The 24,044-nt window shown below is 63.1% G+C and carries 18 protein-coding genes and 1 pseudogene; 8 read left to right on the top strand and 11 right to left on the bottom strand.

What is annotated here, in order from left to right; all coding sequences use genetic code 11:
- The first annotated feature begins 104 nt into the window (after positions 1 to 104).
- The 4 genes from dkgB to KW842_RS23080 all read left to right on the top strand — a co-directional run bounded on the left by dkgB (position 105) and on the right by KW842_RS23080 (position 3,926).
- Entirely contained in the window at positions 105 to 911 is an 807-nt protein-coding gene (gene dkgB / locus KW842_RS23065) for a 2,5-didehydrogluconate reductase DkgB (RefSeq protein WP_218306602.1), read from the top strand.
- 121 nt (positions 912 to 1,032) lie between these two features.
- Positions 1,033 to 2,619 (top strand): ABC-F family ATP-binding cassette domain-containing protein, encoded by a 1,587-nt coding sequence (locus tag KW842_RS23070; protein ID WP_218306475.1) that lies wholly within the window; start codon positions 1,033 to 1,035, stop codon positions 2,617 to 2,619.
- A gap of 39 nt (positions 2,620 to 2,658) precedes the next feature.
- On the top strand, positions 2,659 to 3,132 hold the full coding sequence (locus tag KW842_RS23075) for a hypothetical protein (RefSeq protein WP_218306476.1): 474 nt from the start codon (positions 2,659 to 2,661) through the stop codon (positions 3,130 to 3,132).
- Entirely contained in the window at positions 3,129 to 3,926 is a 798-nt protein-coding gene (locus KW842_RS23080) for a DUF2145 domain-containing protein (RefSeq protein ID WP_218306477.1), read from the top strand. Before KW842_RS23075 ends, KW842_RS23080 begins: the two co-directional genes overlap by 4 nt.
- A 27-nt stretch (positions 3,927 to 3,953) precedes the next feature.
- Here the strand turns inward: KW842_RS23080 and KW842_RS23085 are convergent, their stop codons facing one another.
- The 3 genes from KW842_RS23085 to KW842_RS23095 all read right to left on the bottom strand — a co-directional run bounded on the left by KW842_RS23085 (position 3,954) and on the right by KW842_RS23095 (position 8,625).
- Positions 3,954 to 5,939 carry a glycoside hydrolase family 97 protein gene (locus KW842_RS23085; RefSeq protein ID WP_218306478.1) on the bottom strand — a complete coding sequence of 662 codons (1,986 nt, stop codon included), beginning with the start codon at positions 5,937 to 5,939 and terminating at the stop codon, positions 3,954 to 3,956.
- 115 nt (positions 5,940 to 6,054) lie between these two features.
- Positions 6,055 to 8,139 carry a TonB-dependent receptor gene (locus KW842_RS23090; RefSeq protein ID WP_218306479.1) on the bottom strand — a complete coding sequence of 695 codons (2,085 nt, stop codon included), beginning with the start codon at positions 8,137 to 8,139 and terminating at the stop codon, positions 6,055 to 6,057.
- Positions 8,140 to 8,232: 93 nt separating this feature from the next.
- Entirely contained in the window at positions 8,233 to 8,625 is a 393-nt protein-coding gene (locus tag KW842_RS23095) for a DUF2946 domain-containing protein (RefSeq protein WP_218306480.1), read from the bottom strand.
- A 145-nt stretch (positions 8,626 to 8,770) separates the two neighbouring features.
- Between KW842_RS23095 and KW842_RS23100 the strand changes: the two genes are divergently transcribed.
- The 3 genes from KW842_RS23100 to KW842_RS27790 all read left to right on the top strand — a co-directional run bounded on the left by KW842_RS23100 (position 8,771) and on the right by KW842_RS27790 (position 10,910).
- On the top strand, positions 8,771 to 9,820 hold the full coding sequence (locus KW842_RS23100; protein WP_218306481.1) for an NAD(P)-dependent alcohol dehydrogenase: 1,050 nt from the start codon (positions 8,771 to 8,773) through the stop codon (positions 9,818 to 9,820).
- A gap of 98 nt (positions 9,821 to 9,918) precedes the next feature.
- Entirely contained in the window at positions 9,919 to 10,581 is a 663-nt protein-coding gene (locus tag KW842_RS27785) for an MFS transporter (RefSeq protein WP_373925223.1), read from the top strand.
- The gene (locus KW842_RS27790; protein ID WP_307729866.1) at positions 10,527 to 10,910 is read left to right on the top strand and encodes a hypothetical protein; all 384 of its coding nucleotides are present in this window, start codon (positions 10,527 to 10,529) and stop codon (positions 10,908 to 10,910) included. The genes KW842_RS27785 and KW842_RS27790 overlap by 55 nt, the downstream gene beginning before the upstream one ends.
- A 2-nt stretch (positions 10,911 to 10,912) precedes the next feature.
- Here KW842_RS27790 and KW842_RS23110 read toward each other — a convergent pair whose 3' ends face one another.
- The 6 genes from KW842_RS23110 to KW842_RS23135 form a co-directional block, all read right to left on the bottom strand.
- On the bottom strand, positions 10,913 to 11,806 hold the full coding sequence (locus KW842_RS23110) for a LysR family transcriptional regulator (RefSeq protein WP_218306482.1): 894 nt from the start codon (positions 11,804 to 11,806) through the stop codon (positions 10,913 to 10,915).
- Between the two features lie 74 nt (positions 11,807 to 11,880).
- Positions 11,881 to 13,107, bottom strand: a complete 1,227-nt coding sequence (locus tag KW842_RS23115) for a hypothetical protein (RefSeq protein WP_218306483.1) — start codon at positions 13,105 to 13,107, stop codon at positions 11,881 to 11,883.
- Positions 13,108 to 13,209: 102 nt separating this feature from the next.
- Positions 13,210 to 14,097 carry a LysR substrate-binding domain-containing protein gene (locus tag KW842_RS23120; RefSeq protein ID WP_307729867.1) on the bottom strand — a complete coding sequence of 296 codons (888 nt, stop codon included), beginning with the start codon at positions 14,095 to 14,097 and terminating at the stop codon, positions 13,210 to 13,212.
- Positions 14,098 to 14,257: 160 nt separating this feature from the next.
- Positions 14,258 to 14,893 carry a response regulator transcription factor gene (locus tag KW842_RS23125; protein WP_218306485.1) on the bottom strand — a complete coding sequence of 212 codons (636 nt, stop codon included), beginning with the start codon at positions 14,891 to 14,893 and terminating at the stop codon, positions 14,258 to 14,260.
- 47 nt (positions 14,894 to 14,940) lie between these two features.
- Positions 14,941 to 17,907 carry a sensor histidine kinase gene (locus tag KW842_RS23130; RefSeq protein WP_218306486.1) on the bottom strand — a complete coding sequence of 989 codons (2,967 nt, stop codon included), beginning with the start codon at positions 17,905 to 17,907 and terminating at the stop codon, positions 14,941 to 14,943.
- Between the two features lie 80 nt (positions 17,908 to 17,987).
- Positions 17,988 to 20,978, bottom strand: a complete 2,991-nt coding sequence (locus KW842_RS23135) for a sensor histidine kinase (RefSeq protein ID WP_218306487.1) — start codon at positions 20,976 to 20,978, stop codon at positions 17,988 to 17,990.
- A 1,189-nt stretch (positions 20,979 to 22,167) separates the two neighbouring features.
- On the opposite strand from KW842_RS23135, the pseudogene KW842_RS23140 reads away from it, so the two are divergent.
- A pseudogene (locus tag KW842_RS23140) lies at positions 22,168 to 22,509 on the top strand (helix-turn-helix domain-containing protein); the annotation flags it as partial.
- A 68-nt stretch (positions 22,510 to 22,577) separates the two neighbouring features.
- Here the strand turns inward: KW842_RS23140 and KW842_RS23145 are convergent.
- Both KW842_RS23145 and KW842_RS23150 read right to left on the bottom strand, forming a co-directional pair.
- Positions 22,578 to 23,048: an SRPBCC family protein gene (locus tag KW842_RS23145; protein ID WP_218306488.1), complete on the bottom strand. Its 471-nt coding sequence runs from the start codon at positions 23,046 to 23,048 to the stop codon at positions 22,578 to 22,580.
- Positions 23,049 to 23,164: 116 nt separating this feature from the next.
- Positions 23,165 to 24,037: a LysR family transcriptional regulator gene (locus KW842_RS23150; protein WP_218306489.1), complete on the bottom strand. Its 873-nt coding sequence runs from the start codon at positions 24,035 to 24,037 to the stop codon at positions 23,165 to 23,167.
- Between the last annotated feature and the right edge of the window lie 7 nt (positions 24,038 to 24,044).

Below are 24,044 nucleotides of genomic sequence, written 5' to 3' on the forward strand. Positions count from 1 at the left end.
TGGAGTGGTCGGGCAGATTTACGCCGGTGGGCGTCACGGAACAGGAAATCACGCAGCACTTCTACGGTATTTACACCGACGGGCTGCAAGCACTAAAGGAAAAAATAATGGGTATTCCAGCATTCGGCATCGGTACTTTCCGTCTGCAAGGCGATGCAGCGGTGGATTCGGTACGCAACGGCCTGGAAGCAGGCTATCGCGTGATCGATACCGCGCAGATCTATGGTAACGAGGCCGAAGTCGGTGCTGCGATTGCCGCCAGCGGCGTACCGCGCGATGCGCTGTTCATCACCACCAAAATCTGGATCGACAATCTGTCCAGGGAAAAGCTGATCCCCAGCCTGAAGGAGAGCCTGGCCAAGCTGCGCACGGATTATGTTGATCTGACCTTGATTCATTGGCCGTCGCCAGGAGGCGCGGTGCCGGTGAAGGAGTTTATGGCGGCGCTGGCGGACGCCAAGGCGCAGGGGCTGACGCGCCAGATCGGTGTCTCCAACTTTAACGTGGAGCTGATGCAGCAGGCGATTGATGCAGTCGGCGCCGAGGCCATCGCCACCAACCAGGTCGAGCTGCATCCGTATCTGCAAAACCGCAAGGTGGCTGCGTTCGCGCGCGAACATGGCATCCACCTCACGTCCTATATGACGCTGGCCTATGGCAAAGTGCTGGGCGATCCAGTGATCGCAAAGATCGCTGAACGTCATCGTGCGACGCCGGCGCAAGTGGTGCTGGCGTGGGCGATGCAGCTCGGTTATGCGGTGATTCCCTCATCGACCAAACGCGCCAACCTGGAGAGCAATCTGAAGGCGCTGGACCTCAAGCTGAGCGATGACGATATGTCGCAGATTGCGGCGCTGGATCGCAACGAACGCTTGACCAGCCCGGACGGCCTGGCGCCAGCCTGGGACTGATCGTGCTATAGTGATCGCTCATCACCTATGAGGTATTCGTCCGATGCGTAATTAATGTTGTTGTCTGCTTAAGCGCCGCTCCCTTTCCGGGAAGGCTGTGACACATCATTAAAGGCATGCTATGACGAATACCTGTCTGACGCTGGAAGGCGTCTCTTTCACGCTGGCCGATGGCCGCGTTCTTTTCCAAGACCTGTACGAAGTTTTCGACCAGCGCTGCACTGGCCTGGTGGGCCGCAATGGCGTCGGCAAAAGTGTGCTGGCGCGCTTGCTGGCTGGCGAACTTGCGCCATCGTCGGGACGCATCACGCGTGCTGGCGGTGTGCATTACCTGCGGCAGCAGGTCGCGCCACAGGGCACGGTGGCTGCACTCGCCGGTGTGCAGCTGGCGCTGGAAGCCTTGGCGCGCATTGAGAATGGCAGCGCCGATGCAGCGGACTTCGACGCTGTCGGCGACCGCTGGGATATGCGCGAACGCCTGCAATCTGAGCTGGATCGCTGCGGCTTGCTGCACGTGCACCCCGAGACGCCTGCGGCTGAACTGAGCGGCGGCGAAGCAATGCGGGTGGCGCTGATCGCCGCCTGGCTGTCCGGCGCGGATATGCTGATCCTTGATGAACCCAGCAACCACCTCGACCGCGCCAACCGCGACGCCTTGCTGGCGCAGCTGCGACGCTGGCCAGGCGGCCTGCTGGTCATCAGTCATGACCGCGAACTGCTGGAACAGATGGAGCGCATCGTTGAACTATCGCCGCATGGCTTGCGCAGTTACGGCGGAGGCTATTCCTTCTACGCCGAGTGCAAGCGCATCGAGCAGGATAGTGCGCAACGCCAGTTTGAACAGCGCAAGCTGGAACGCAGACGCGAAACGCAAACCATGCGCGAGCAGCAGGAACGGCAGGAGCGCCGTCTGGCGAAAGGCGCCAGCGATGGCCGCGCGGCGAACCAGGCGAAGATCCTGCTGGGTGGGCAGAAGAACCGTGCACAAGCCACGGCCGGCAAGCTGCGGCAGCAGCACGCTGCGCAGCAGGAGCAGTTGTCGCAGCAGGTGCGGGAAGCCGCGCAGCAGATCGCGCTGCCCGCCGCCATCGCCATGCATGCGCTGGCCGGGCCGCAGGCGGCGCGGCAGCGGCTGGCGGAGCTGGAGGCGGTGGTGCTGCCTTATGTGCCGCCATCCACGCGCGCGATCAGCCTGACCATCACCGGGCCGCAACGCATCGGTGTCATCGGGCCTAACGGCAGCGGAAAGTCCACGCTGCTTAAACTGCTCGACGGGCAGCTGGCGCCGCTGTCTGGCCGCTGCGAAGTGCGCGCCCGCACCGCGTATCTGGATCAGCAATTGAACAGCCTGACGCCGCAGCGCTCCGCCATCCAGCACCTGCTGGCCGCCAACCGTGTAGCGGGTGAAGCCACGCTACGCACCCATCTCGCGCAAATGGGACTGGATGCGCAAGTGGCCGCCGCGCCGGTAGGCACGCTCAGTGGTGGCGAACGCCTGAAGGTGGCGCTGGCCTGCTCGCTGTACGCGCATCCTCCGGCGCAACTGCTGCTGCTGGATGAACCCAGCAATCACCTCGACCTGGCCTCGCTGGAAGCGCTGGAGATGATGCTAGGCCAATACCGGGGCGCGCTGGTGGTGGTGTCGCACGACCAGGCCTTTATGCAGGCACTGAACCTGACCAGCTACTTGCACATGTTGCCAAATTAGGAATATGATCTCCACCGCAATACTAACGGGAGAGAGTTGATGACGACAAAAGCCGCATTCCGCAGCGCCTTGACGGTGCTTGCATTGGTAACGGGCGCGCAGGCCATCGCCGGCCCAGGCCCCAGTACCGCGTCGGAGAAAGTATCGGTCGGCACGATGTCCATCGTGGCCTCGCCGGCGATCAGCGTGGCCGGTTCGACCAATGGCGATTCCGGCCCGGCCGCAGGTTCGGTGGCGCTGGTCGCCGGCGGCGCCTATGTGGTCAGCGGCATCGTGGAAGCCGTGGCTGGCGGCGTCGAAATTTTGCTGACATCGGTGTCGTCGGGCGCCAAGCTGTCGGTCAAGATCAGCGGCAAGGCCGCCGATGCAGTGGGCATGTCGGTCGGCGCCACGGTGTCGGTGATTTCGGAAACCACCGGCACGCTGCTGGTGGCCTCGGGCAAAGTGGTGGCGTTTATTCCTAACGAATTGGGCGAGGCCTTGCTGTCGCAAAAACGTCTGCCCGCATCATGAGAGCGGCGCTGATCACCGCCGCGCTGCTGGCGGCTTGCTGTGCCGCGCCAGCGCACGCGGGACGCTCGTGCGAAGAACAGCCCATCACGCAAAAGTCCTTCACCGATGCGCTGAAAGCAGGCCAGCGCTTGCAGGCGGCGCTGGATGCATCAGGTTCCGATGTGGCGCTGGTGGCACGTCAGGGACAGGACCTGTCCAAATACCGCTTGAAATACACCCACGCAGGCCTGGCGTTCCGGCCCGCAGCAGGCCAGCCATGGCGCGTGTATGAACTACTGAATAATTGCGGCAGCGCCGATTCAGCGCTGTGGGTGGATGGCCTGGCCAACTTCTTCCTGGATGATCCGTTCACGCTGGACGCGCTGGTGATGGCGCCGCCGCCCAAGGTCGCTGCACGGCTGAAGGAAGTGATGGCGGATGCGCCGGCGCTGCACCGGCTGCACTGGCCGAAGTACAACATGGTGGCCTATCCGTTCGCAACCAAATATCAGAACTCCAACCAGTGGGTGCTGGAAGTACTGGCTTCGGCCGAAGCCAGCGACATCCGCGTGCGCACGCGCGAACAGGCGCAGGCCTGGCTGAAGATGGCCGGCTATCAGCCGACCGAAATGCATATCGGCCCGGTTACGCGCCTGGGCGGCCGCGTGTTCAAGGCGAATATCGCCTTTGACGACCACCCGAGCGCGCTACGCTTCTCGGACCGCATCAATGCGGTAACGGTGGATTCGATCCGTGCCTTCCTGCAAACGCGTGACGAAGGCTGGCGCGTGCAGGAACTGGCCGGGCAGCGCTGACGCTGCCCGGTAACGAATCCCGGCGTATCAGCGGCGGATCACCGCCACCGCGCCGCCGGACGGCGCCAGCTTCAAGGTCAGTGTCTGCATGGCGCTGACCTTGCTGTCGCTGGCGTCCAGGCGATTGACATCGTCGCCGTCCTGCAGCACATGGGCGTTGTATTCGCCGTTGCCAAGGAAGGCCAGGGGCACCTTCAGCGTGCGCTCGGACTCGTTGGTCATCGCGCCGATGTACCAGGTGTCGCCCTTGCGGCGCGCGGAGACGATGTACTCGCCGATGTCGCCGGCGACGATGCGCGTTTCATCCCAGCTGGTCGGCACTTGCTGGATGAACTCCGCGCCGTCGGCCCATTTGCCGTCGGCCGTCTTGTAGGCATCCGGGCTGTCGGACACCATCTGGAACGGGCTGTCGTACACCACGTACATGGCGATCGCCTGGCCGCGCGTGGTCATCACCGTCGGCGCGTGGAAGCGGTGCGCGAAAGTGGACGGCGTGGTGCTGCGGAAGCCGCCCGGCGTGTAGTCCATCGGGCCGAGGATCATGCGGGTGAACGGCAGCGTGACATTGTGCGCGGCGGTGATGCGCGCGCTCCACTTGTTATTCTCCGCGCCCAGCACGCCTTCCTGGGTGATGTAGTTGGGCCAGGTGCGGACCAGGCCTGTTGGCGGATAGGCGCCGTGCAGGTCAACCATCAGCTTGTAGGAAGCGGCTTTTTCGAGCACCTTGTGATACCAGTCGACCATCTCCTGGTCGTTGCGGTTCATGAAGTCGACCTTCACACCCTTGATTCCCCAGGTGGCATACTGCTTGAAGGCGGCGTCCATCTGCTGGTCCAGTTGCTGCCACTGCACCCACAGCCATATGCCAACGCCCTGCGACTTCGCGTATTGCAGCAGCGCCGGCATGTCCAGTTCCGGCTTGGCGCGGGTCACATCGGCCTTGGGGTTCGGCTCGATGTCGCTGCCGACCGACCAGCCTTCATCGATCAGGATATCGTCCAGCTTCATCTCTTTGGAAAAGTCGACGAAGGCCTTGTAGGTGGCGGTATTGACGCCGGCGTTCGGGACGTTCACCGCCCAGTCGTTCCACCAGTCCCACGAAGTCTTGGACGGCTTGATCCAGCTGGTGTCCTTGATTTGCGACGGCGCAGACAGCGTCGGAATCAGCGACGATGCGGCCAGGTCGCCCGGCGTATCGCCCAGCATCACCACGCGCCAAGGCGTGCGGAATCCCTGTCCCTTCAGCTGCACGCTGGCGGAGACGCTTTTGCGCGAGCGGTAGTCGCGGTTGTTGTCGAAGCGCGGCGGCAGCTTGACCGCCACCCCCAGGCCCGCATCGCCACGGCCGCCGAGGAACAAGCCCGGATAGTCTTTGACATCCGATTCGGCGATGGCGAAGGTGTTGGCGTTGACACCGGTCTTGCACACCAGCGGCGCGATGTAGTTGTGGAACTCGCGTATTTTCGAGGCCTTGGTCAGGTCGTACTCGGCTTCAAAGCTGGTGTCGAAGCGGCCCATGTTGGCGCCCCAGCAGTCGTAGTCCTTGGCGAAGTTGAACTGGGTGTTTTCGCTCATCACCTTGACGGACTTCAGGCCGGCCTGCTCCGGCAGTACGTAGCGGAAGGCGACGCCGTTGTCATAGGCGCGCACCAGCAGCTTGAATTGCAGCTTGGCGCTGAACGCGAGCTCGGACTGGTTGTAGTGGTCCTGCGCGCTGCGCGCCTTGCCCAGCACGATTTCATAGGTATCCTTGACGGTCTTCTCTGTGTGGCCGGCGAGTCGCGCGCCAGGACCAACTACGCCCTGTTCCAGTAGTTTCAGCCCGAGCGGCGACGGTTCGATAATGCGCTTGCCGTCGCGGCTCAGCGACCAGGTGAAGTTGTCGCCGTCGATGCTGATGGCGTTGCGGCCGTCGGGCGACTTGACCGTCACTGTCTCGGCGCTGGCCGTGATGGGGAGGGCGGCCAGCAGGCCGAGGGCGAACAAACTGGCGTAGCGGGTGGAATCTGCCATGGGTGTAGGTCTCCGTATAGTTTGCATCATTCTGCAATCAGCACCTTTATACCGCAATTGCGAAAATCACCAAATCACGGCATGTTTATTCACCCGCCACGCGACAAGCCAGGGCTTAGAAGGTCAGCGTCAGGCCGACATCGAACGAGCGGCCATAGCCCGGCAGCGGCTGGAAGGCGCCGCCCTGGCGCTGTAGCCCGGACAGGTAGACGCCGCCCATCGGATCGGCATACACCTTGTCCAGCAGGTTGGTGACACCGGCCGACAGGCGCAGATTCTTCTGCAACTGGTAGTTGGTGCGGGCATTCAGCAATCCGTAGCCGCCGGTTTCCGGTTCCAGCCGGCGCAGGTCGGTCTTGTCCTTGCGTGCCACCAGCCTGGCTTCAAGCTGGTTGGTCCAGGCGCCGCTACTATGCTCCAGCGTCAGCAGGGCGTTCAGCGGCATGATGCGATACAGGTCGCCGCCGTCGCTGCGCTTGCCGCGCGTATAAGCGGCGTTGCCGAGGAATTTGAGCTGCTCCGCCACCGGAACACCCCATGACAGGTTGGCGCCGTACAGGCGGGCGTCGTGGTTGGCGAAGCGCAGCAGCGCGCCTTTGGCGCTCATCTTCATGTAGGGATTAAAGCTGCCCAGCACATCGACATCGATGTAGTCATGCACGCGGTTGAAATAGGGATTTAGCTTGACGAACCAGGCGCGCGCGCCTTCACCGCCGTGCCAGTGCGCGGTGAAGGCCAGCGTGTAGGCGGTTTCCGGTTTCAGGTCGATGTCGCCGACATAGCCATTGCCGTCGCCGAACCAGTTGGTCATGGTCATGGCCATGGAGCCGCGTCCCCACGCATAGCGCTCGTACAGATTGGGCGAGCGGGTCTTGCGGGCGGCCGCCAGTTCCAGCGTGGTCGAGGCGTCGGCTTCGTAGCGGGCCAGCGCGGTCAGGTCCAGATTGCTGTCGCGCTGCTGGCGGCCGCGCGCGTTGAAGGCTTGGGCGGCGGCTGCATCGGCGGCGTTCATCATCGAGGTCGAATAAGGCTGCACATCGCCGGCGTTCATGCGCACCGATTCCCAGCGCGCGCCCAGCAGCGAGGTCCATTGCGCGTTGTGCGTGGTTTCCGTCTCGCCGTACAGGGCGATGCGGTCGCGCTGGCCATCGCTGACGTTCACATAGGTCTGCGGGCCCATCATCATCGAGCCGCTGACGGCTGGCCAGAAGTCTTCCAGGCGGAAGGTATGGTATTCCTGTCCGAGCCGTAGCTTGCGTGCTTCGCTGAGCGGCAGCGTGGCCTTCAGCGTGTAGCCGATATTGCGGCCATGCGTCACCATCGGCATGGTGCCCGGACGTTCAGGCGTGAAGAAGCCCATTTCGTGATCGGTGCGCTGCCAGTAGACATTGGCCTCCAGCTCGCCCCAGCCGAAGCGGCGCAGGTAATCGGCGTTGGCGAACTTGCCGGTGTTGTCGGTCATGTCCATGTACTGGTTGGGGAAGCCTTGATACGGGATGTGCTGCACGCCGGCGCGCACGGTCAGCTGCTGGTCCTGGTCGCGCCACGCCAGCACGGCCGACTGGTTGATGCTCTCGTACATGCTGCCCAGTACGCGGTCGCCATTGCCGTCTTCGTAGCTGTGGCCTCGCGCGTAAGCGGCGCTGTAGCCGAAGCTCATGCTGTCGCTGGCAATGCCGGCCGAGACCCCGCCGTTGACTGCTTCGCCGTTGCTGCGGCCACTCAGCGTGATGCGGGCGGAGGTGCGCAGTTTGTCGGCGTTGTCGGCAAACGCCGGTGCGGCCGACTTGACGGTGATGGTGCCGCCGATGCTGTCGCCACCGGCACTGACCGGCGTGACGCCAGCCAGCACTTCGATACGGCCGACCTGGGTCGGATCGAGGTAGGACAGCGGCGCGTTCATGTGGTTGGCGCAGGCCGAAGTGATTTCCATGCCGTCGATGCGGATTTTCAGGCGGTCGTCCCCCAGGCCGTTGATGAAGGGCAGGCCGGAAACGCCGCCGCCTTGCGCCACGCTGTAGCCTGGCGTGGCGCTGAGCAGCAGCGCCGCGTCGCTCGGACCGGTAGGGCGTTGCAGCCAGCTTTCGCCGAGCGCGGAGACGATGACTTTGAGTTTGGGATCGGTGACCGGGGTGACCTCGGTTTGTGCATGGGTGATGCCTGCGGCGGCCATGCAGATAGTCAGGTAAAGCGATTTCATGATGTTCCTCGTGATGTGCGTATCAAAGCGCGGCGGCATGGCGCGGCGCCACGCGCGCAGCCAGGCTGGCGCGATGGACAGAATGCGGACGTATCAGGCGAGGAAGGGCGGTGCGCGCTGCTGTGCGGCGGACCAGATAGGCTGCGCGCCAGGCGCATGATAGAACAGTGAAGGATAGATATCGCGGCCGGCGCTGAGTAGCAGCGCGACTGCCGGTGCGGCAGGCAAGGCGTCGGCGCCGCCGTGGATGGTGCAGAAAGCGCAATGCTGCATGCTCTTGGCGTCAGCGGGCGCTTTGCTGTCGCCATTGCCATCGCCGGGCAGCTGGATCAGCTTGTAGCCGTTGACGGTACACAGCATCAGCGTATTGTCGGCTGACGAGCCGGCCGCCAGCGCATGCGAAACTGTCGGCGCGAGCGCGCTGAACAGGATGGCCAGCATGGCGATCCACAGGTGCAGCGTCCGTCGCTTTGCCAGTCTGATCATGCAGACATTATAGCCAAACACAAAAAAAAGCGTATTTAGCGGCGGGGATTCATGAGGTGAATTAATAAGCCCATGAAAACCCCGGCCCGTTTTGGGCATGTTTTTGCCACTATGATGCGGGCATTCGATTGAAAGGACAGACCGCATGACGATTAAAGCTTACGGCGCTCACGCCGCTGATCAGCCGCTGGTGTCGATGGACATCACCCGCCGCGCGCCGGGCGCGCATGATGTGCAGATCGATATCGCCTTCTGCGGTGTATGCCACTCGGACTTGCACACTGCGCGCGCGGAGTGGGCCGGGACACTGTTCCCTTGCGTGCCGGGCCACGAAATTGTTGGCCGCGTTGCCGCTGTTGGTGCGCATGTGAAGAACCATCAGGTTGGCGATCTGGTGGGTGTCGGCTGCATGGTCGATAGCTGCCAGCATTGCGCCGATTGTGCGGATGGCCTGGAAAACTATTGCGATAATATGGTCGGTACCTACAACGGCCCGACCGCCGATGCGCCGGGCCATACGCTGGGCGGCTACGCGCAGCAGATCGTGGTGCATGAGCGCTATGTGCTGCGCGTGCGTCACCCTGAGCAGGATCTGGCGGCGGTGGCGCCGCTGCTGTGCGCCGGCATCACCACGTACTCGCCGCTGCGTCACAGGAAGGCCGGTCCGGGCAAGAAGGTGGGCGTGGTCGGCATCGGCGGCCTGGGTCATATGGGCATCAAGCTGGCGCACGCGATGGGCGCGCATGTGGTGGCCTTCACCACCTCGGAGTCCAAGCGTGAGGCAGCCAAGTCGCTGGGCGCCGATGAGGTGGTGGTGTCGCGCAATGCGGACGAGATGGCGGCGCATGCGAAGAGTTTCGACTTCATCCTCAACACGGTGGCCGCGCCGCACGATCTGGATGCCTTCCTGGTGCTGCTGAAGCGCGACGGCACGATGACACTGGTCGGTGCACCGGCTACGCCGCATCCGTCGACGCAGGTGTTCAACCTGATCATGAAGCGCCGCCAGATTGCCGGCTCGATGATCGGCGGCATACCTGAAACCCAGGAGATGCTGGACTTCTGCGCCGAGCACGGCATCGTCGCCGACATCGAGCTGATACGCGCCGATGAAATTAATACAGCCTACGAGCGCATGCTCAAGGGCGACGTCAAATACCGCTTCGTCATCGATAACGCCTCGCTGGCGGCCTGATTCCCTCATCCTTGAGACCACGCGCCGCGCAATGCAGGCGCGTGGTGTCGTTCGTCCTTTTGATTATGAATCCTTCTACTCTAACTGCTGGCGCGGCTGTGCCGGGACAGACCGCGTCCTGGGGCGCGGTGCTAGCGATGTCGCTGGGCGCGTTTGTGCTGGTGGCATCCGAATTCATGCCGGTCAGCCTGCTGACGCCCATTGCGGCCGACTTGCACATCAGCGAAGGCCAGGCCGGCCAGGCGATTGCCATTTCTGGCGCGTTCGCCTTGCTCACCAGTTTGTGTATCAGCGCCGTCGCGGGCCGCATGGACCGAAAGCGGCTGCTGTTGTTGATGTCGCTGTTGATGATGGTGTCCGGTAGCGTGGTAGCGTTCGCGCCCAATTACCTGATCTTCATGCTGGGCCGGGCGTTGATCGGCGTCGCCATCGGCGGCTTCTGGTCGATGTCGGCGGCCATCGCGATGCGGCTGGTACCGGCTGCGCAGGTGCCGCGCGCGCTGGCCATCCTCAACGGCGGCAATGCGCTGGCCACCGTGGTGGCGGCGCCGCTGGGCAGTTTTCTCGGCGCGGTGGTCGGCTGGCGTGGCGCTTTCTTCTGCGTCGTGCCGATGGCTGCCATCGCCTTTGCGTGGAAGTGCGCCAGCCTGCCGGCGTTGCCCGGCGAGTCGCGCCAGCGTGCTGGCAAGGTGTTTGGCCTGATGCGGTGGCCGGCGGTGGCGCGGGGCTGTATCGCACGCTGCTGGCGGCGCCGCTGCTGATGGCGGTGACCGGTGCGGCGCTGGTGGTGTTTGGCCATTCGCTGCCGATGGTGAGCGCGCTGTTGCTGGTATGGGAATTGGTCGGCACGTCGGCGCCGGTAGGCTGGTGGACCTGGCTGGCCAGGACGCTGCCGGATGACGCCGAAGCGGGCGGCGGCCTGATGGTGGCGGTAGTGCAGCTGGCGATCATGCTGGGCGCCACTGCGGGCGGCGTGGTGTTCGACGCCAGCGGCTACCGTGCCACGTTTTACCTGAGCGTGGCGATCATGCTGCTGGCGGCCTTGTTCACCGCGCTGGCCGCACGCGCTGCCCATGCGGCGCGCACCTGAAACTAGCCCGCGTAGCGGATCGCGTCGATCACCAGTCCCAGCGCGCGCGACGAATGGCGGCGGCTTGGGTAGAACGCGTACAAGGGTTCAAACGGTTTGCAGAACGGCTGCATCACCTGCACCAGCCGGCCTGACCGGAGGTGTTCCGCCGCCAGCTCTTGCGGCAGGAAGGCCAGGCCGCAACCGGCCAGCGCCGCGTCCACCATCGGATACACGCTGGTGAAGATGGCCTGGCCGCGCACCTTGGCGTCTACCGCCCGGCCCTGGTCTTGCAGTTCCCAGGCATAGATGCCGCCGCTGCTGGGCAGGCGCATGACGATGCAGTTGTGGCGCAGCAGTTCGGCGATGGATTGCGGCTGCGCGCGATGGGCGAAATAAGCCGGCGCCGCCACGATCACCATCGGCACCGCGTCGCTCAGGCGCACCGCGATCATGTCTTTTTCCACCTGGTCGCCATGGCGCACGCCGATATCGAAGCGCTCGGCGGCGATGTCGATCAGACGGTAGTCCGAGTGAATTTCAACTTGCAGGTCGGGGTATTCGCGCAGCAGCGGCGCAATGCGCGGCCACAGCAGGCTGTCGACCACAAAGTCGATGGCGGTGATGCGCACGGTGCCGGAGGGCTTGTCGCCAAGGTCGCTGATGGCCGCTATCTCGGCTTCCACTTCCTCCAGCCGTGGCGCGACATTCTGTAGCAGGCGCTCGCCAGCCTCGGTGGGCGAAACGCTGCGCGTTGTGCGCGTCAGCAGCCGCACGCCGAGGCGGCTTTCCAGCGAACGGATGATGTGGCTGAGCGCCGATTGCGTCATCCCCAGCTTGGCGGCGGCGCGTGTGAAGCTGCGTTCCCTGGCGACCGCCAGAAACACCAGAATGTCGTTGATATTGTCCCGCGCCATGAGCAAGCTTTCTGTGAATGATTCCGGATCATACACGCTACACTTTGCGCTTGCCTGGCGCGGGAGGGACTGGCTTACTTTTTCACGCAGACAGTCAGGTAAGGCTTGTCGGTCGAATATTCGATCGCCATGCTGGACGATACCGGCATGAACATCGAGTAGTCCGACTGCGCATCCTGCGGATCTTTCAGCACGGCGATGCCGTCGAAATCAACCGCTTGGGAGCCGGTGCTGGCCTTGTTCAGGGTCACGCTTTCGTTATGCGACTTGCCGGTGCTGTTGTTGGTGACGGTGGCCGTGGTGCCGGCGATGGTGATTTTGCCGGTAGCGCCGCCTTGATCGGCACAGCTGTAGCTGCCGTCGATTTCAGTGCCGACCTTGACTGCCTTGGCGGCCACCAGGGTGCCGACGCGCAGCACGTTTTCCTGGTTGCGGCCGTAGCGGTCAACGAACAGCGCCAGACCACGGTCGCCGGCGTGTACGTGGACGATGCCGAAGTCCAGCTGGCCCTGACGCGCGACCAGCACGCCACGGGCGGTGTCCTTGACCAGGGTCAGGTTGGCGCTATCGAACTCGCCCAGGCCTGCCACCGCTGTGCACACGCCTTGCGCGTTGAAGACGCCGTTGTTGCACATTTGCGCGCTGCCGTCGGCGTTGACCTTCAGTACGCCTTTTGGATTGAATGGCGAAGCGCCGTTGCTGGCGTTGCGCATGGCGCCCAGGAAGGTGTAGCTGCCGGCCAGTTTGGCCACGTCGCCGACTGCGTAGGCGGTGCCGCTGACGGTGGTGGATTTGCCGCCCAGCTTGATGCTGCCGCTCAGCAGACGGGTACGCGCATCAACGCTCAGTTGCAGATCGGTGCCGGTGTAGGTGGTGATGTTGCCGTCGGTGGTGGCGGTGTAGCTGCCGCTGCGGTCGGTCAGGCCAAACTGGGTGGCGATCACTTTGATGGCGAAAGTCTTGGCGGCGCTGTCGAAGGTGATGCGCCAGGTGTCGCCGATATCGGCGACCACGTCGTACACGCTCTGGCTGGCGTTGGCGCCGGCGATCAGGCTCAGTCCCGCCTGCGCGGCCACGGCTTCCGACGCAACGGTGACGGGGTCCGTGCTTGGCGTCGTAGGTGTCGTAGGCGTGGTCGGGGTAGTTGGCGTGGTCGGCGTAGTAGGGGTAGTTGGCGTGGTAGGGGTAGTCGGCGTCGTCGGCGTAGTTGGGGCAGTCGGGGTGGCGGAATTGTTATCGCTGCCGCCGCCGCAAGCGGTCAGCACGACGCTCAGTGCGGCCAGGGAAAGAGCATTTTTCATGAGAGAAGCTTTCTGAGGAAAGGGAATAAGTACCAAGTAGCAATATTTTCCCTGCCCCAAAAAGATAATGCTATGGAATGAATGTTCCATAGACTTCTTATCTCAGGCGTGGTTATTCATGTACGGATGGGCGCGCAGTGAGGCGGCCAGCATGTCGATAAAGTTGCGCACTTTGGACGAACCGAAGTTGCTCTCGCGGTGGACGATGTGCACCGGCCACGGCGCTTCCTCGTAGTCGGACAGGATGACTTTCAGCCGTCCTTCGGCCAGTTCGGCGGCCACCTGGCAGCATAGCAGGCGGCAGATGCCCAGGCCGGTCAGCACGGCGTCGATGGCGGCGTCGCTGGCCACCGTCAGGCAGGGCTTCATGCGCACCGTGGTGGGCTGGCCGGCGCCGCCGAATTTCCATTCGACGCTGGATGAGACGCCGGTGGCGGCAACAATGGTATGCCGTTGCAGCTCGGCCGGATGCTGCGGCACGCCGTTCCTGGCCAGGTATTCCGGCGTGGCGCACAGCACCTGCCGTACCTGGCCGACGCGCAGCGCGCGCAGGCTGGAGTCTGGCAAATGGCCAATGCGCACCGCCACATCAATGCCTTCGTCGACCAGGTTGACGTTACGGTCCAGAAAGTGTGCTGATACCTCGACCTCCGGGTATTGCTTGAGGAATTCGACCAGGCAGGGCATCACGAAGGACTTGCCGTACAAGGTGGAGGCGGTGACCGACAGATGGCCCTTGGGCGCGGCGTTCATATCAGCCGCGCCTTCGTTGGCGGCGGCGATCTTGGCGAGGATGTCGCGGCTATCATCCAGGTAGCGGCGCCCGGCTTCGGTCAGGCGCACGTTGCGGGTGGTGCGCAACAGCAGCAACACCCCGAGTTGTGTTTCCAGCGTACCAATGGCGCGCGTGACGGCCGCTGGTGACAGGTTGAGCTGGCGTGCGGCGGAGGCAAAGCTGGCTTGTTCGCCCACCGCGACAAAGACGCGCATGAGATGTATCTGGTCCATTTTCGGGCTGTGCTGAAGTCATCGTGATGAACTCAGTGTGACCGATTATGCCGCTGCCATGTCCCACCGCCGGACCGATAGCGCTGGCTGCTCCCCCTGAAATGGGGGACGCCCGACTAGCCAGTGGGGAGAGGCGTCCGGATCAGAGGCTGAGGATGCCGCGTTCCAGTGCAATCATCACCGCATGGGCGCGGTCGCGCGCCTGCAACTTGAGCAGGATGCTGCTCATATAGCCCTTAACGGTTTCGCCGGAAATGCCCAGTGCCTCGCCGATCAGCGCATTGGAATTGCCGCGCGCCACCAGCTTCAGCACCTCGACCTCGCGCTTGGTGATGCCCTGGCCGCTGCGCGACTCCACCAGCGCGTGCGTCACCGAGGCTGGAATGCTGCGCCCGCCGGCGTGGATGTTGCGCAGCGTTTCCACCAGCGTCTTGCGCACCGTGCTCTTGAACAGGTAGCCAACCGCGCCGGCGTTGATGGCGCGCGCGGCCTGCACATCGCCCTCCAGCGTGGTCAGCACCACGATGCGGGCGGCCGGGAATTCGGCGCGGATGGCGATGATGGCGTCGATGCCGCTCATGTCCGGCATCTGCAGATCCATCAGCGTCACTGCCGGGCGGAATTCGCGGTACATGGCGATTGCCTCGGCGCCGCTGGCGGCCTGGCCGACCAGGTACAGGTCTTCCTCGGCGGTGATGACGCTGGCGATCCCCTGCTGAAACAGCGGGTGGTCATCCACGGTCATGACCGTGATCGGCAGGGGCTTGAAGGTGCTCATGAAAACGAATGTGTATTGTGGGATTCAATTTTGACACAAACGTCGATTTATCGATAGGCGGGCCCGGCACGCAGGGTCAGCACCACGGCGGTGCCGCTGCCGGGCGTGCTGTGGATCGCCAGTCTGGCGCCGATGCGGGCGGCCCGCTCGCGCATGCCGGCCAAGCCCCAGTGACGTTCACGCTGGCCGGTCTTGCGCACCTCCTCGCCCAGGCCTTTGCCCTGGTCGCGCACTTCCAGCGTAAAGTCGGCTGCGCCATAAGTTAGCTGCACGGTCACCGTATCACTGCCGGAATGGCGCAGCGCGTTGAGCACCGCTTCGCGGGCGATGGCGAATAACTCGTCCTGGACTTCCGGCTGCAGCGCGCGCCGCTCGCCCAGCTCTTGCAGCGTGAAGCTCACGCCGTGCTGGACGGCTGCCGCGCGGCAGCTGATGTTGAGCGCTTCCGCCAGCTCGCCGCGGCAGACCTGGTTGACGCGCAAGTCCATCAGCTGCTCGCGGCCTTCCTCGGCCACGGCGTCGGCGGCGTCGAGCGCGTCGTCGATCTTCTGCTGTACCTTGTCGTTCTTCGGCAGGTGGGCCTTGATGCTGTGCACATTCATGATCAGGCCCTGCACGCTTTGCAGGAAGGTGTCGTGCAAGGTGCGGGCGATGCGTTCGCGCTCATCCAGCCGGGTGCGCATGCGTTCGATCACGCGCGAGGTCATGCGCGCCAGCCGCCACAGGTACAGCAGGTACAGGCCCCCCCCCAGCAGCGCCACGCAGGCCAGCTTGAACCAGTCGGTCTGGTAGAACGCCGGCGCGATGCTGAAATTCAGGCTGGCCGGCGCCACGCTCCACAGGCCATCCTCATTGGCGGCCATCACCTCGAAGCGGTAGTCGCCGGGGCCGAGGTTGGTGTAGAAGGCCTGGCGCAGTGCGCCGGTGTCGCGCCACTCATGGTCCTGGCCGATCAGGCGGATGCGGAAGCGCGCCCGCTCCGGAATCGACAGCACGGCGGCGGTGAAGTCGATATGCAGATTCTGGGTATGCCGTGGCAGCTCCAGCCCCTGCCGGATGCGGTAGCGCTGGCGGTCGGTGGAAAGCCAGGTGATCAGCGGCGTCGGCGCCACCGGGTTGCGGGCAATGTGGCGCGGGTCGATCAGGCCGACGCTGCTGGAGGTGGCGTACCACAAGCGGCCGTCGCCGGCCTCGATCAGCGTGTTGAGCGGGCGCAGCTGCTGGGCTGCGCCCTCGTAGCCATCGAGGAAATCGAAGCGCTCGGCCGCCACCCGGTCCTGGCCATTCTCCAGCGCGTTCGCCAGCTCGGCGGCGCCGATGCGCACCAGGCCGTCCACCTGTTGCAGCCACAGCTCGCCAGCCGCCGTCTCGACGATGCCGGAGATGCCGGTAAATGGCTTGCCGGCGCTGTCGCTGAGGGGGATGAAGCGTCCCTGGTGGAAGTGCGCCAGCCCCTGGTCGCCGCCGACCCATAGCGTGCCGCGCTGGCTGAACATGGTCAGCACATTGCCGACCACCAGGCCGTCGGCGTGGCCGAACTGCTGGATCTTGCCCTTGTGTAGCATGGCCATGCTGTTCGCGGTGTAGCCGAACCAGATTCTTTGCTGGGCATCGGCGTGCAGCGCCAGCGCGTTGCGTCCGGCCAGTTCGGCATGGCCGCCACCGGCTTGCCACACGCCGTCGCGGTAGGTATGCACGCCGCGCCGCGCGATCGACATCCACAGCCGGCCGTCGTCCGTCACCGCCAGTGCCTGCATTGGTTGCCCTTGCAGCGACGGCGGACGCGCCCAGCGCTCTACCTTGCCATTGCTGCGTTTCCATAGCGAGTGCGGGTCGCCGAACCACAGCGTGCCGTCGGCGCCGCGCGTGGCGGCGGTAGCGGATTCCATATCGCTGGCAATCCGAGCGCCATCCGGGGCGATGGCGAAGGTGGGCGGCGAAATCGGATCGCGCGACGAGTGGCTGCTGATCCACACCTCGCCATCCGGGCCGGCGATGATGCTGAAATCGGTGCTGCCATTCGGCATATCCTGCACCATCAGGCGATTTTCGCGGATGCGGTCGATGCCGTTCTCGGTCATGAACCACAGATTGCCTTCGCGGTCGTCGAACGGCGCCCTGAACACGCGCACGGCGCTGAAATCGTGCGGCGCCAGCAACTGCTTCTTCAGGTGCAGGTCGGGCGTGTACAGGCGCATGCCATCGCCGGGACCGATCCACCAGCCGTTGCGCCGGTCGCGGTGGACGCTATACGGCGTCCCGCCGGTTGGCGGCAGATGCAGCGGTGTTACCGTGTCGCTGAGCGGATCAAATATCCGTGGTGCTTCGCCGAACTTGAAGATGATGGCCTTACCGCTGGCGTCCAGCTGGCTGCGCTGCATGCTGCCAAACTCGTCCACTTTGCGGAAGCTGTGGGTGCCGGGCGGGCTGCGGAACAGGCCCCTGATATGGGTGACCAGCAGGCTGCCGTCATGCAGCACATTCAGCGTCGGCTGGTCGCTGGCCGGCAAGCCGTCGGCCGGAGACACCTGCCGCCACTGCACGCCATCCAGCCAGAAGATGCCGGCCGGGCTGGAAAACCAATATCGGCCATCGCCGGTTTTACCGAATTGCAGGATGGCGCTGGCGGGGGCGCCATCCGCCTCGCCGTAATGGCGCACCTTGCCATGCTCGAAGACGCTGATGCCGCCATGTTCATAGCCGACCCACAGCGCGTCGCCAAATAGCGCCAGTGCGTGCACATTCGGTGACAGCAACGGGTGGCCGGCGATTTCGTCTACCCGCTCGAAGCGCACGCCGTCAAAGCGGTACAGTCCGTCGGAAGCGCCAAACCACAGCATGCCCGAGCGGTCCTGCAACACCGCGCTGGCGTCGGACGGCGCGCCGTCGCGCTTGATCCAGGCCTGATGTGACAGGCTGGAGCGCCAGAATGGCAGCGGCTCGGCGTGCGCCGCAGGCAGGGCGGCCGCCGTCAGCGACAGGAGTAATAGTGGCTTGAACCAGAAACCAGTCATGCAGGTGGATTGCTATGGGATAGGAAAACAATATTACAACATTGATTCCCCACGCTCAATGGTAGAGCCGCATGCGGTGCTCAGCGATACGCCAGCGCGGCGCGCAGCGTCACCACCACGCGGGTGCCGGCGCCAGGCGTGCTGTGGATCGCCAGCTTGGCGCCGATGCGGGCGGCCCGCTCGCGCATGCCGGCCAGGCCCCAGTGGCGTTCGCGCTGGCCGGTCTTGCGCACCTCGTCGTCCAGGCCTTTGCCCTGGTCGCTCACTTCCAGCGTGAAGGCCGCCGCGCCATAGCTCAGCTGCGCCGTCACCGTAGCGCTGCCTGAGTGACGCAAGGCGTTGACGATGGCCTCGCGGCCGATGGCGAACAGCTCGTCCTGGACCTCGGGTACCAGCGCGCGCCGCTGGCCTTGCTCGTGCAGCGCGAAACTCACGCTGTGCAGCTCGGCCGCAGCGCAGCCGGATGCCGCCAGCGCCGTCGCCAGGTCGTCGCGGCACAGGTGCTGGGCGCGCAAGGCCATCAGCTGATCGCGGCCCTCCTTGGCGACGGCGTCGGCGGCGTCCAGCGCGTCGTCGATCTTCTGTTGAGCGACCGTATTGCCCGGCAGCGCGGACTTGATGCTGTGGAAGCGCAGGCTCAGACCCTGCACGCTTTGCAGGAAAGTGTCGTGCAGCGTGCGGGCGATGCGTTCGCGCTCATCCAGCCGGGTGCGCATGCGCTCCAGCAGCCGTGCGGTGGTGCGCGCCAGCCGCCAGCGGTGCAGCAGATACAGGGCAGCCGCCGCCACCGCCGCGCACAGCAGCTTGAACCACACCGTCTGCACCAGCGTCGGCGGCACCACCAGCGTCACACTGGCACCATCGGTGTTCCACACGCTATCTTCGTTGGCGGCTACCACGCGGAAGCGGTAACTGCCCGGCGCCAGCGTGGTGTAAAACGCTGAACGGCGATTGCCGGCCTCGCGCCAGTGCGTATCTACACCTTCCAGCATGTAGCGGAACTGCACTCGCTGCGGCAACGTCAGGCTCAGCGCGGTGTAGTCGATGCGCACGCTCTCCGGCGATGGCGGCAGTTGCACTTCCGTCTGCGTAGGCAGCAATGGCTGCGCCGCGTTGTCTGACCAGATTCCGGTGATATACACCGGTGGCGGCGAGGGATTGGTCCGGTAGCGCTGCGGGTCCAGCCGGTACACGCCGCTGGTCGTGGCAAACAGCAGCTCACCGGTGCTGAGCCGGGTCAGCCGTGGCGTGGATGACTCGCTCGACGAGATGCCGCGCACGCCGTCATTGAAATTGAACTGCACCACGCGCACCGCATAGTCAGGCTGCTGCATGGCCTGGGCCATTTCTCTGGCATCAATCGCCTGCAGGCCTTGCGAAGAATTAAGCCACACGCCGCCATCGGGCGCTAGCAGCACGCCCTTCACACCGGAAAAGCGCGCCTCGCTAGCGCCTTTCAGCGATCGGAACAGCTGGCCATCAAACCACATCAAGCCGGGCTGGCCGCCCACCAGGACGCCATTGCGATATGGCGTGATGGCGTCGATCGCCCCCAGCTTCAGTCCTTCCTGAGCGCCGAGTTTGGTTACCTTGCCTCCCTCCAGCTTGAACACTGTGTTGTCCATGGTGCCGAACCACAGGCGGCCAGCGGTGTCGGCCGTCATGCTCAGCACGACCGCCTTGTCCAGCTCGGGCATGCCGCCCAAGGCGGTCCAGGCGCCATCCTTCAGCCGGAACACGCCGCGGCCAGCAAACGACACCCACAGACCGCCGTCGCCATCCATGACCATATCGAGTATGACAATGAAGCGACGTTTGCCGATATCTTCCGGTGGCGGAATGCCCACACGCTGGCTGCCATTGACCTGCCACAGGCCGTCGCGTGCGCCGCTCCATACCTGGCCGCGCGGATCGCGATACAGCACCTTCACCAAGGTTGCGTCACCGCCGCCTGGGCCATACTGCACGGGCGTGGCGTCCAGCGCGGGATAGTAATACTGATCGATCCAGGCATCGCCATGGCTGCCGGCCAGCAAGGGGGCGCCAAAGGTCATCATCGGCGCCAACTGCGCCTCCTGCACGCGGCGCGGACGGAACTGATCCAGGCCCTCGGGCGTGGCAACCCAGATATTGCCCTCACGGTCCTGCTGTAGCGCCCACACCGACGCCCCGCTCAGTCCCTGCTGCATGCTGAACTCGCGCACGATGGTCTTGCCGCCTTCAAACGTCAGCTGGCGCACCCCCTCGTCCCCGGACAACCACAGATTGCCAGCGCGGTCGAACATGAACTTGATGCTGTCGGCCATCGACATATCCGGCACGGCGGCCTTGCTGTCTGGTGGTGCGTACAAGAGCTGCATGCCGCGACCACCGGGCTCGGATGCCCACACCCGGCCATCCGGTGTTTCCTCCAGCCGGCCGGCAACTTGCCGGTCCATCACCTTGCTAAATACCTTGGCGCCGGCCGGGCGAGAGAACAGGCCGGCGGTGCTCAGCAGCCAGAATGTGCCACGCCGGTCCTGCATCAAATCGAGGGCCGCGAATTTGGACGGCAGGCCGACTGCGGCATTGGCATCGTGCCAGCGCTTGGCGCCCGGTTCCAGCTGGTGGATACCGATCGAGCTTGCAACCCATAAGCGCCCGTTGGCTTCCTGTACCACTTTGTAGAACGAAGCACGCGGCAGGCCATCTGCATCGCCGTAAGTTGTCGCCACACCATCCTGCAATAATGCCAAACTGGCCCCGTCAGACGAGATCCACAAGCGGCCGTCGGACAGGCGTCCCATGGCCAGAACCCCGCCGCTGAAGAGGCTGCCTGAGCGTGGCTGGTACAACTCGAATTTGGCGCCGTCAAAACGATACAGGCCCTCGTCGCCACCCAGTAGCAGCCAGCCGTCGGCGGTCTGTTCGATGTCCCGGATGTTGGGCGGCACGCCATCGCGCGCAGTCCATGCGGTGTGCTGCAATTCGATGGAGGCTGGGACATGCTTTGGGGCCGGCTTGGCGATTGCGGGCTGCGCGACGCTCGACGCCAGCCAAGCCGTTATTACCACTGCCAGGATTTTTTTCATCGTTATCGTCAGGGTGGGGCGCTGCTCGGCATTATGCAACGCTGTTCCCTCTGCGGCGCGGTCCACCTACTTATGGCAGATGCACACGTCCGGCTTGGACGGTGGATTATCTCTGCCGCTAGATGTCCTATTCGACTGGGATGTCGTTTTTGAATGTAAATTCCCCTACGCTTGGCGCCAAGTTCTCAGCGCTGGCGACTTCGACGACAGTGCTGGTCACGTAAGGATTGGTCATCAAAAACAAGGCCGCATGGTGCTATCAGGTCGTGAAGGGCCAAACCTTGGGATGTTGTTCAATCCATTCCCTCGCCCATTGGAAGCATGCATCGTTAGCGTTGACCGGCGAGTTATCACGAGATATAGACGCGAACTCCGTATGGCGCAGAGGCCCCGAGCTACCGCTAAAGATTTCAATGCGGTGGACGCCGTCACCGCAACGTTCATCACGCTCTACGTTGACGCGATGTCCTCTGTATATTTGGCTTGACATGGAGGCTCCTTCACTAAGCAACGTGCAATCTCATAGATACTAACAGCGGACGTTTCCGCACGTCCCATAGTATTTCCGTTAACCAGAGAGTGTCTTGGCGCATGAACGCTATGGCTCATCCTTGCGCAATCATCTTCACGCTACGCGATCAGGTACCTTCCGGCCCATCAAGTGTCCAATGAGTACGCAGCTCGGTGTGTGAAAAATTCAGGCACTCGTGTCGGGCCAAATCCTGAGGCACTTTGATGACGGAGTGGGTGTACAGATAGGACGGTGCAGCGCACAGGACGAGCTCATAGGGCGCGAGAACGCGTGCGATTTTCTTGCGACATGCTCAATATATTGTTCGTTCAAGTTCATATTCGCGCGTGCCAACAACAAATGGCAGGTCGGAATATTAACTTAAACGGCCTATCAATAAAATCACATAGTTAGGAAAACCTATGCTTAGAAAGTGACTGCGATTAACTTGAACACAAAAGGGGGTCGCCAAACTTTGCCGTCACGCCCAGGAATATTAACTTGAACAACTGCGATGGTAAGGTTTTCGTTTACGCTCAGAATGAGCTGACCTACGACTGCCGTGTGGTGCGTTGTTGATTTGCGCAGAAAATTGACCCACTTTACCCAGTAATTTGCAACTGAATCTGACCCACGTGAAGAGCACAATTCGACCTGTCTCATCGGCAGGAGAACGGAGTGATCGACGTGGCTTTACTAGGCATAATTCGACGCTGGCACATTCGTGACCAGATTCCCCTACGGGAGATTGCCCGACGTCTCGGCATCTCACGCAATACAGTCCGACGTTATCTACGATCGGAAATGACTGAGCCCAGCTATGCCGAGCGGCGTATAGCGAGCCGGCTAGACAAATACTCTCTGCAATTATCAGGATGGCTCAAGGCCGAAGCAAGCAAGCCGCGCAAGCAGCGCCGCAGTTTGAAACAGATCCACGCGGACCTGAAAGAACTCGGTTATGAGGGGTCGTATGACCGCGTGGCAGCGTTTGCCAGGCAGTGGAAGGCGGGGCAAACTGAGTGGTCAATTCATCGAGCAAACGAACAGTGACGCTCCAGATCGCACCGCTAATTGGCAGTTTTACCCAGCTAAAGACGGCTGGCCTTCACCTCCCGCCGGATTTCGACTAAGACGGCGTCGACGGCAGAAGAATAGTCGTCGCACATATGGCTGCTAAAGTGGCGCTCCTCAGGAGAGCCGGAATCGACGTCGACAAGTTGCAGCGCAAAACTAAACCGGAGTTTGAGCTCGCCGTCCGGCCCCTCTAGAATTTCATTCACAATGACCCCATCCGCCGGGCCCGAAAGACGTGTGAACACGGTTTTCTTCGGCGGATAAAAAGTGACCCGCTCGCGTGCGGCTTTACCGCGTATTGCGACGTCACGGATGAGCCCAGCTTCAGTGTCCTCGACGACCTGGCAGCGCGTCATCGCAGGAATAAAGGGCACGCCATTGCGTGCTTTGCGTTGTAATCCGGCCCACACCTGGGCGCGGGTTAGCAGTGGATCGCCTTGCTCACGAAAGCGGTTTACCGAGATTTCTTTGACTGCATAGATCATATTCCCCCCATTGAAGATGTGCGACCCGAGCATGATCCGTCAAAACTAGCATGGGATAAATGGGGGCAGATGGGATTGATTGATCCAAAACTGGCGTAATCCAGTGTCATCAATAACTACCGGCGCAAATTCGCCTGTAGGAACTCGATAAAGCGCTGGGTTTTGGCTGGTAACAAGCGTGTTTCCGTAATCGCATACACGGGCGTGGACTGGCCATGCCACTCAGGTAGCACACGCTGCAGGCGGCCGGCAGCCAACTCTTCTGCCGCAACTTCTTCGGGCAGCATGATGATGCCCAGATCCAGGGTGGCCAACCGCCTGAACATCCCTACGCTGTTGACCAGGAAGCGGCCGGCGACATCCACTTCAATCGTCTCTGCTTCGCGGTGAAGAGTCCAGCGACCTGACTTCGGAAAGCCCAGACACTCGTGCCGTACCAGATCGGTTGGATGCTCAGGTACGCCATTTTGCGCGAGATATTGCGGTGACGCGTATAGCTGTACCGACAAACGGGCCAGCAGCCGGGCGATCAGGTTGGAATCGGATTGTTCGCCCATACGGATAGCGATGTCAAAGGGCTCAGTGACCAGATCGACTCTGCGCGGCGTCAAATCAAATTCGAAGGTAATGCCCGGAAACCGCCGCGAGAACTCGGCGATCAGCGGCGCCATGTAGATCGTGGCGAAGTCCACCGGCAAGGAGGCACGCAATATGCCAGTCGGCTGCGCCAGCATTTCACCCAACTGTTCGTGTGCGATACGCGCTTCGTCCACGATGCGCCGGCAGCGTTCGTAGTACAGCTGCCCGGCTTCAGTGAGCTCGACTTTGCGGGTAGTCCGGTGTAGCAGCCGCAGGCCAATATGTTTCTCTAGCGCCGCAATACGCCGCGACAAAGTCGAGTTCGGTATGCCCGAGACGTCCGCCGCGCGGCGGAAGTTCAAGGTACTCGCGACCTCGATAAACAAGGCCATGTCGTTTAGTAATTCCATTGATTAC

Origin of the sequence: Duganella sp. sic0402, assembly GCF_019219065.1 — a bacterium.
GTDB lineage: Bacteria > Pseudomonadota > Gammaproteobacteria > Burkholderiales > Burkholderiaceae_D > Rugamonas.

Excerpts from the sequence above, each read along its gene's own strand:
- KW842_RS23085 (WP_218306478.1), bottom strand. The coding sequence starts at position 5,939 with ATGGCAGATTCCACCCGCTACGCCAGTTTGTTCGCCCTCGGCCTGCTG.
- KW842_RS23090 (WP_218306479.1), bottom strand. The coding sequence starts at position 8,139 with ATGAAATCGCTTTACCTGACTATCTGCATGGCCGCCGCAGGCATCACC.
- KW842_RS23150 (WP_218306489.1), bottom strand. The coding sequence starts at position 24,037 with ATGGAATTACTAAACGACATGGCCTTGTTTATCGAGGTCGCGAGTACC.
- KW842_RS23130 (WP_218306486.1), bottom strand. The coding sequence starts at position 17,907 with ATGACTGGTTTCTGGTTCAAGCCACTATTACTCCTGTCGCTGACGGCG.
- KW842_RS23145 (WP_218306488.1), bottom strand. The coding sequence starts at position 23,048 with ATGATCTATGCAGTCAAAGAAATCTCGGTAAACCGCTTTCGTGAGCAA.
- KW842_RS23070 (WP_218306475.1), top strand. The coding sequence starts at position 1,033 with ATGACGAATACCTGTCTGACGCTGGAAGGCGTCTCTTTCACGCTGGCC.
- KW842_RS23115 (WP_218306483.1), bottom strand. The coding sequence starts at position 13,107 with ATGAAAAATGCTCTTTCCCTGGCCGCACTGAGCGTCGTGCTGACCGCT.
- KW842_RS23110 (WP_218306482.1), bottom strand. The coding sequence starts at position 11,806 with ATGGCGCGGGACAATATCAACGACATTCTGGTGTTTCTGGCGGTCGCC.
- KW842_RS23100 (WP_218306481.1), top strand. The coding sequence starts at position 8,771 with ATGACGATTAAAGCTTACGGCGCTCACGCCGCTGATCAGCCGCTGGTG.
- KW842_RS23075 (WP_218306476.1), top strand. The coding sequence starts at position 2,659 with ATGACGACAAAAGCCGCATTCCGCAGCGCCTTGACGGTGCTTGCATTG.
- KW842_RS23120 (WP_307729867.1), bottom strand. The coding sequence starts at position 14,097 with ATGCGCGTCTTTGTCGCGGTGGGCGAACAAGCCAGCTTTGCCTCCGCC.
- KW842_RS23095 (WP_218306480.1), bottom strand. The coding sequence starts at position 8,625 with ATGATCAGACTGGCAAAGCGACGGACGCTGCACCTGTGGATCGCCATG.
- KW842_RS23125 (WP_218306485.1), bottom strand. The coding sequence starts at position 14,893 with ATGAGCACCTTCAAGCCCCTGCCGATCACGGTCATGACCGTGGATGAC.
- KW842_RS23080 (WP_218306477.1), top strand. The coding sequence starts at position 3,129 with ATGAGAGCGGCGCTGATCACCGCCGCGCTGCTGGCGGCTTGCTGTGCC.
- KW842_RS23135 (WP_218306487.1), bottom strand. The coding sequence starts at position 20,978 with ATGAAAAAAATCCTGGCAGTGGTAATAACGGCTTGGCTGGCGTCGAGC.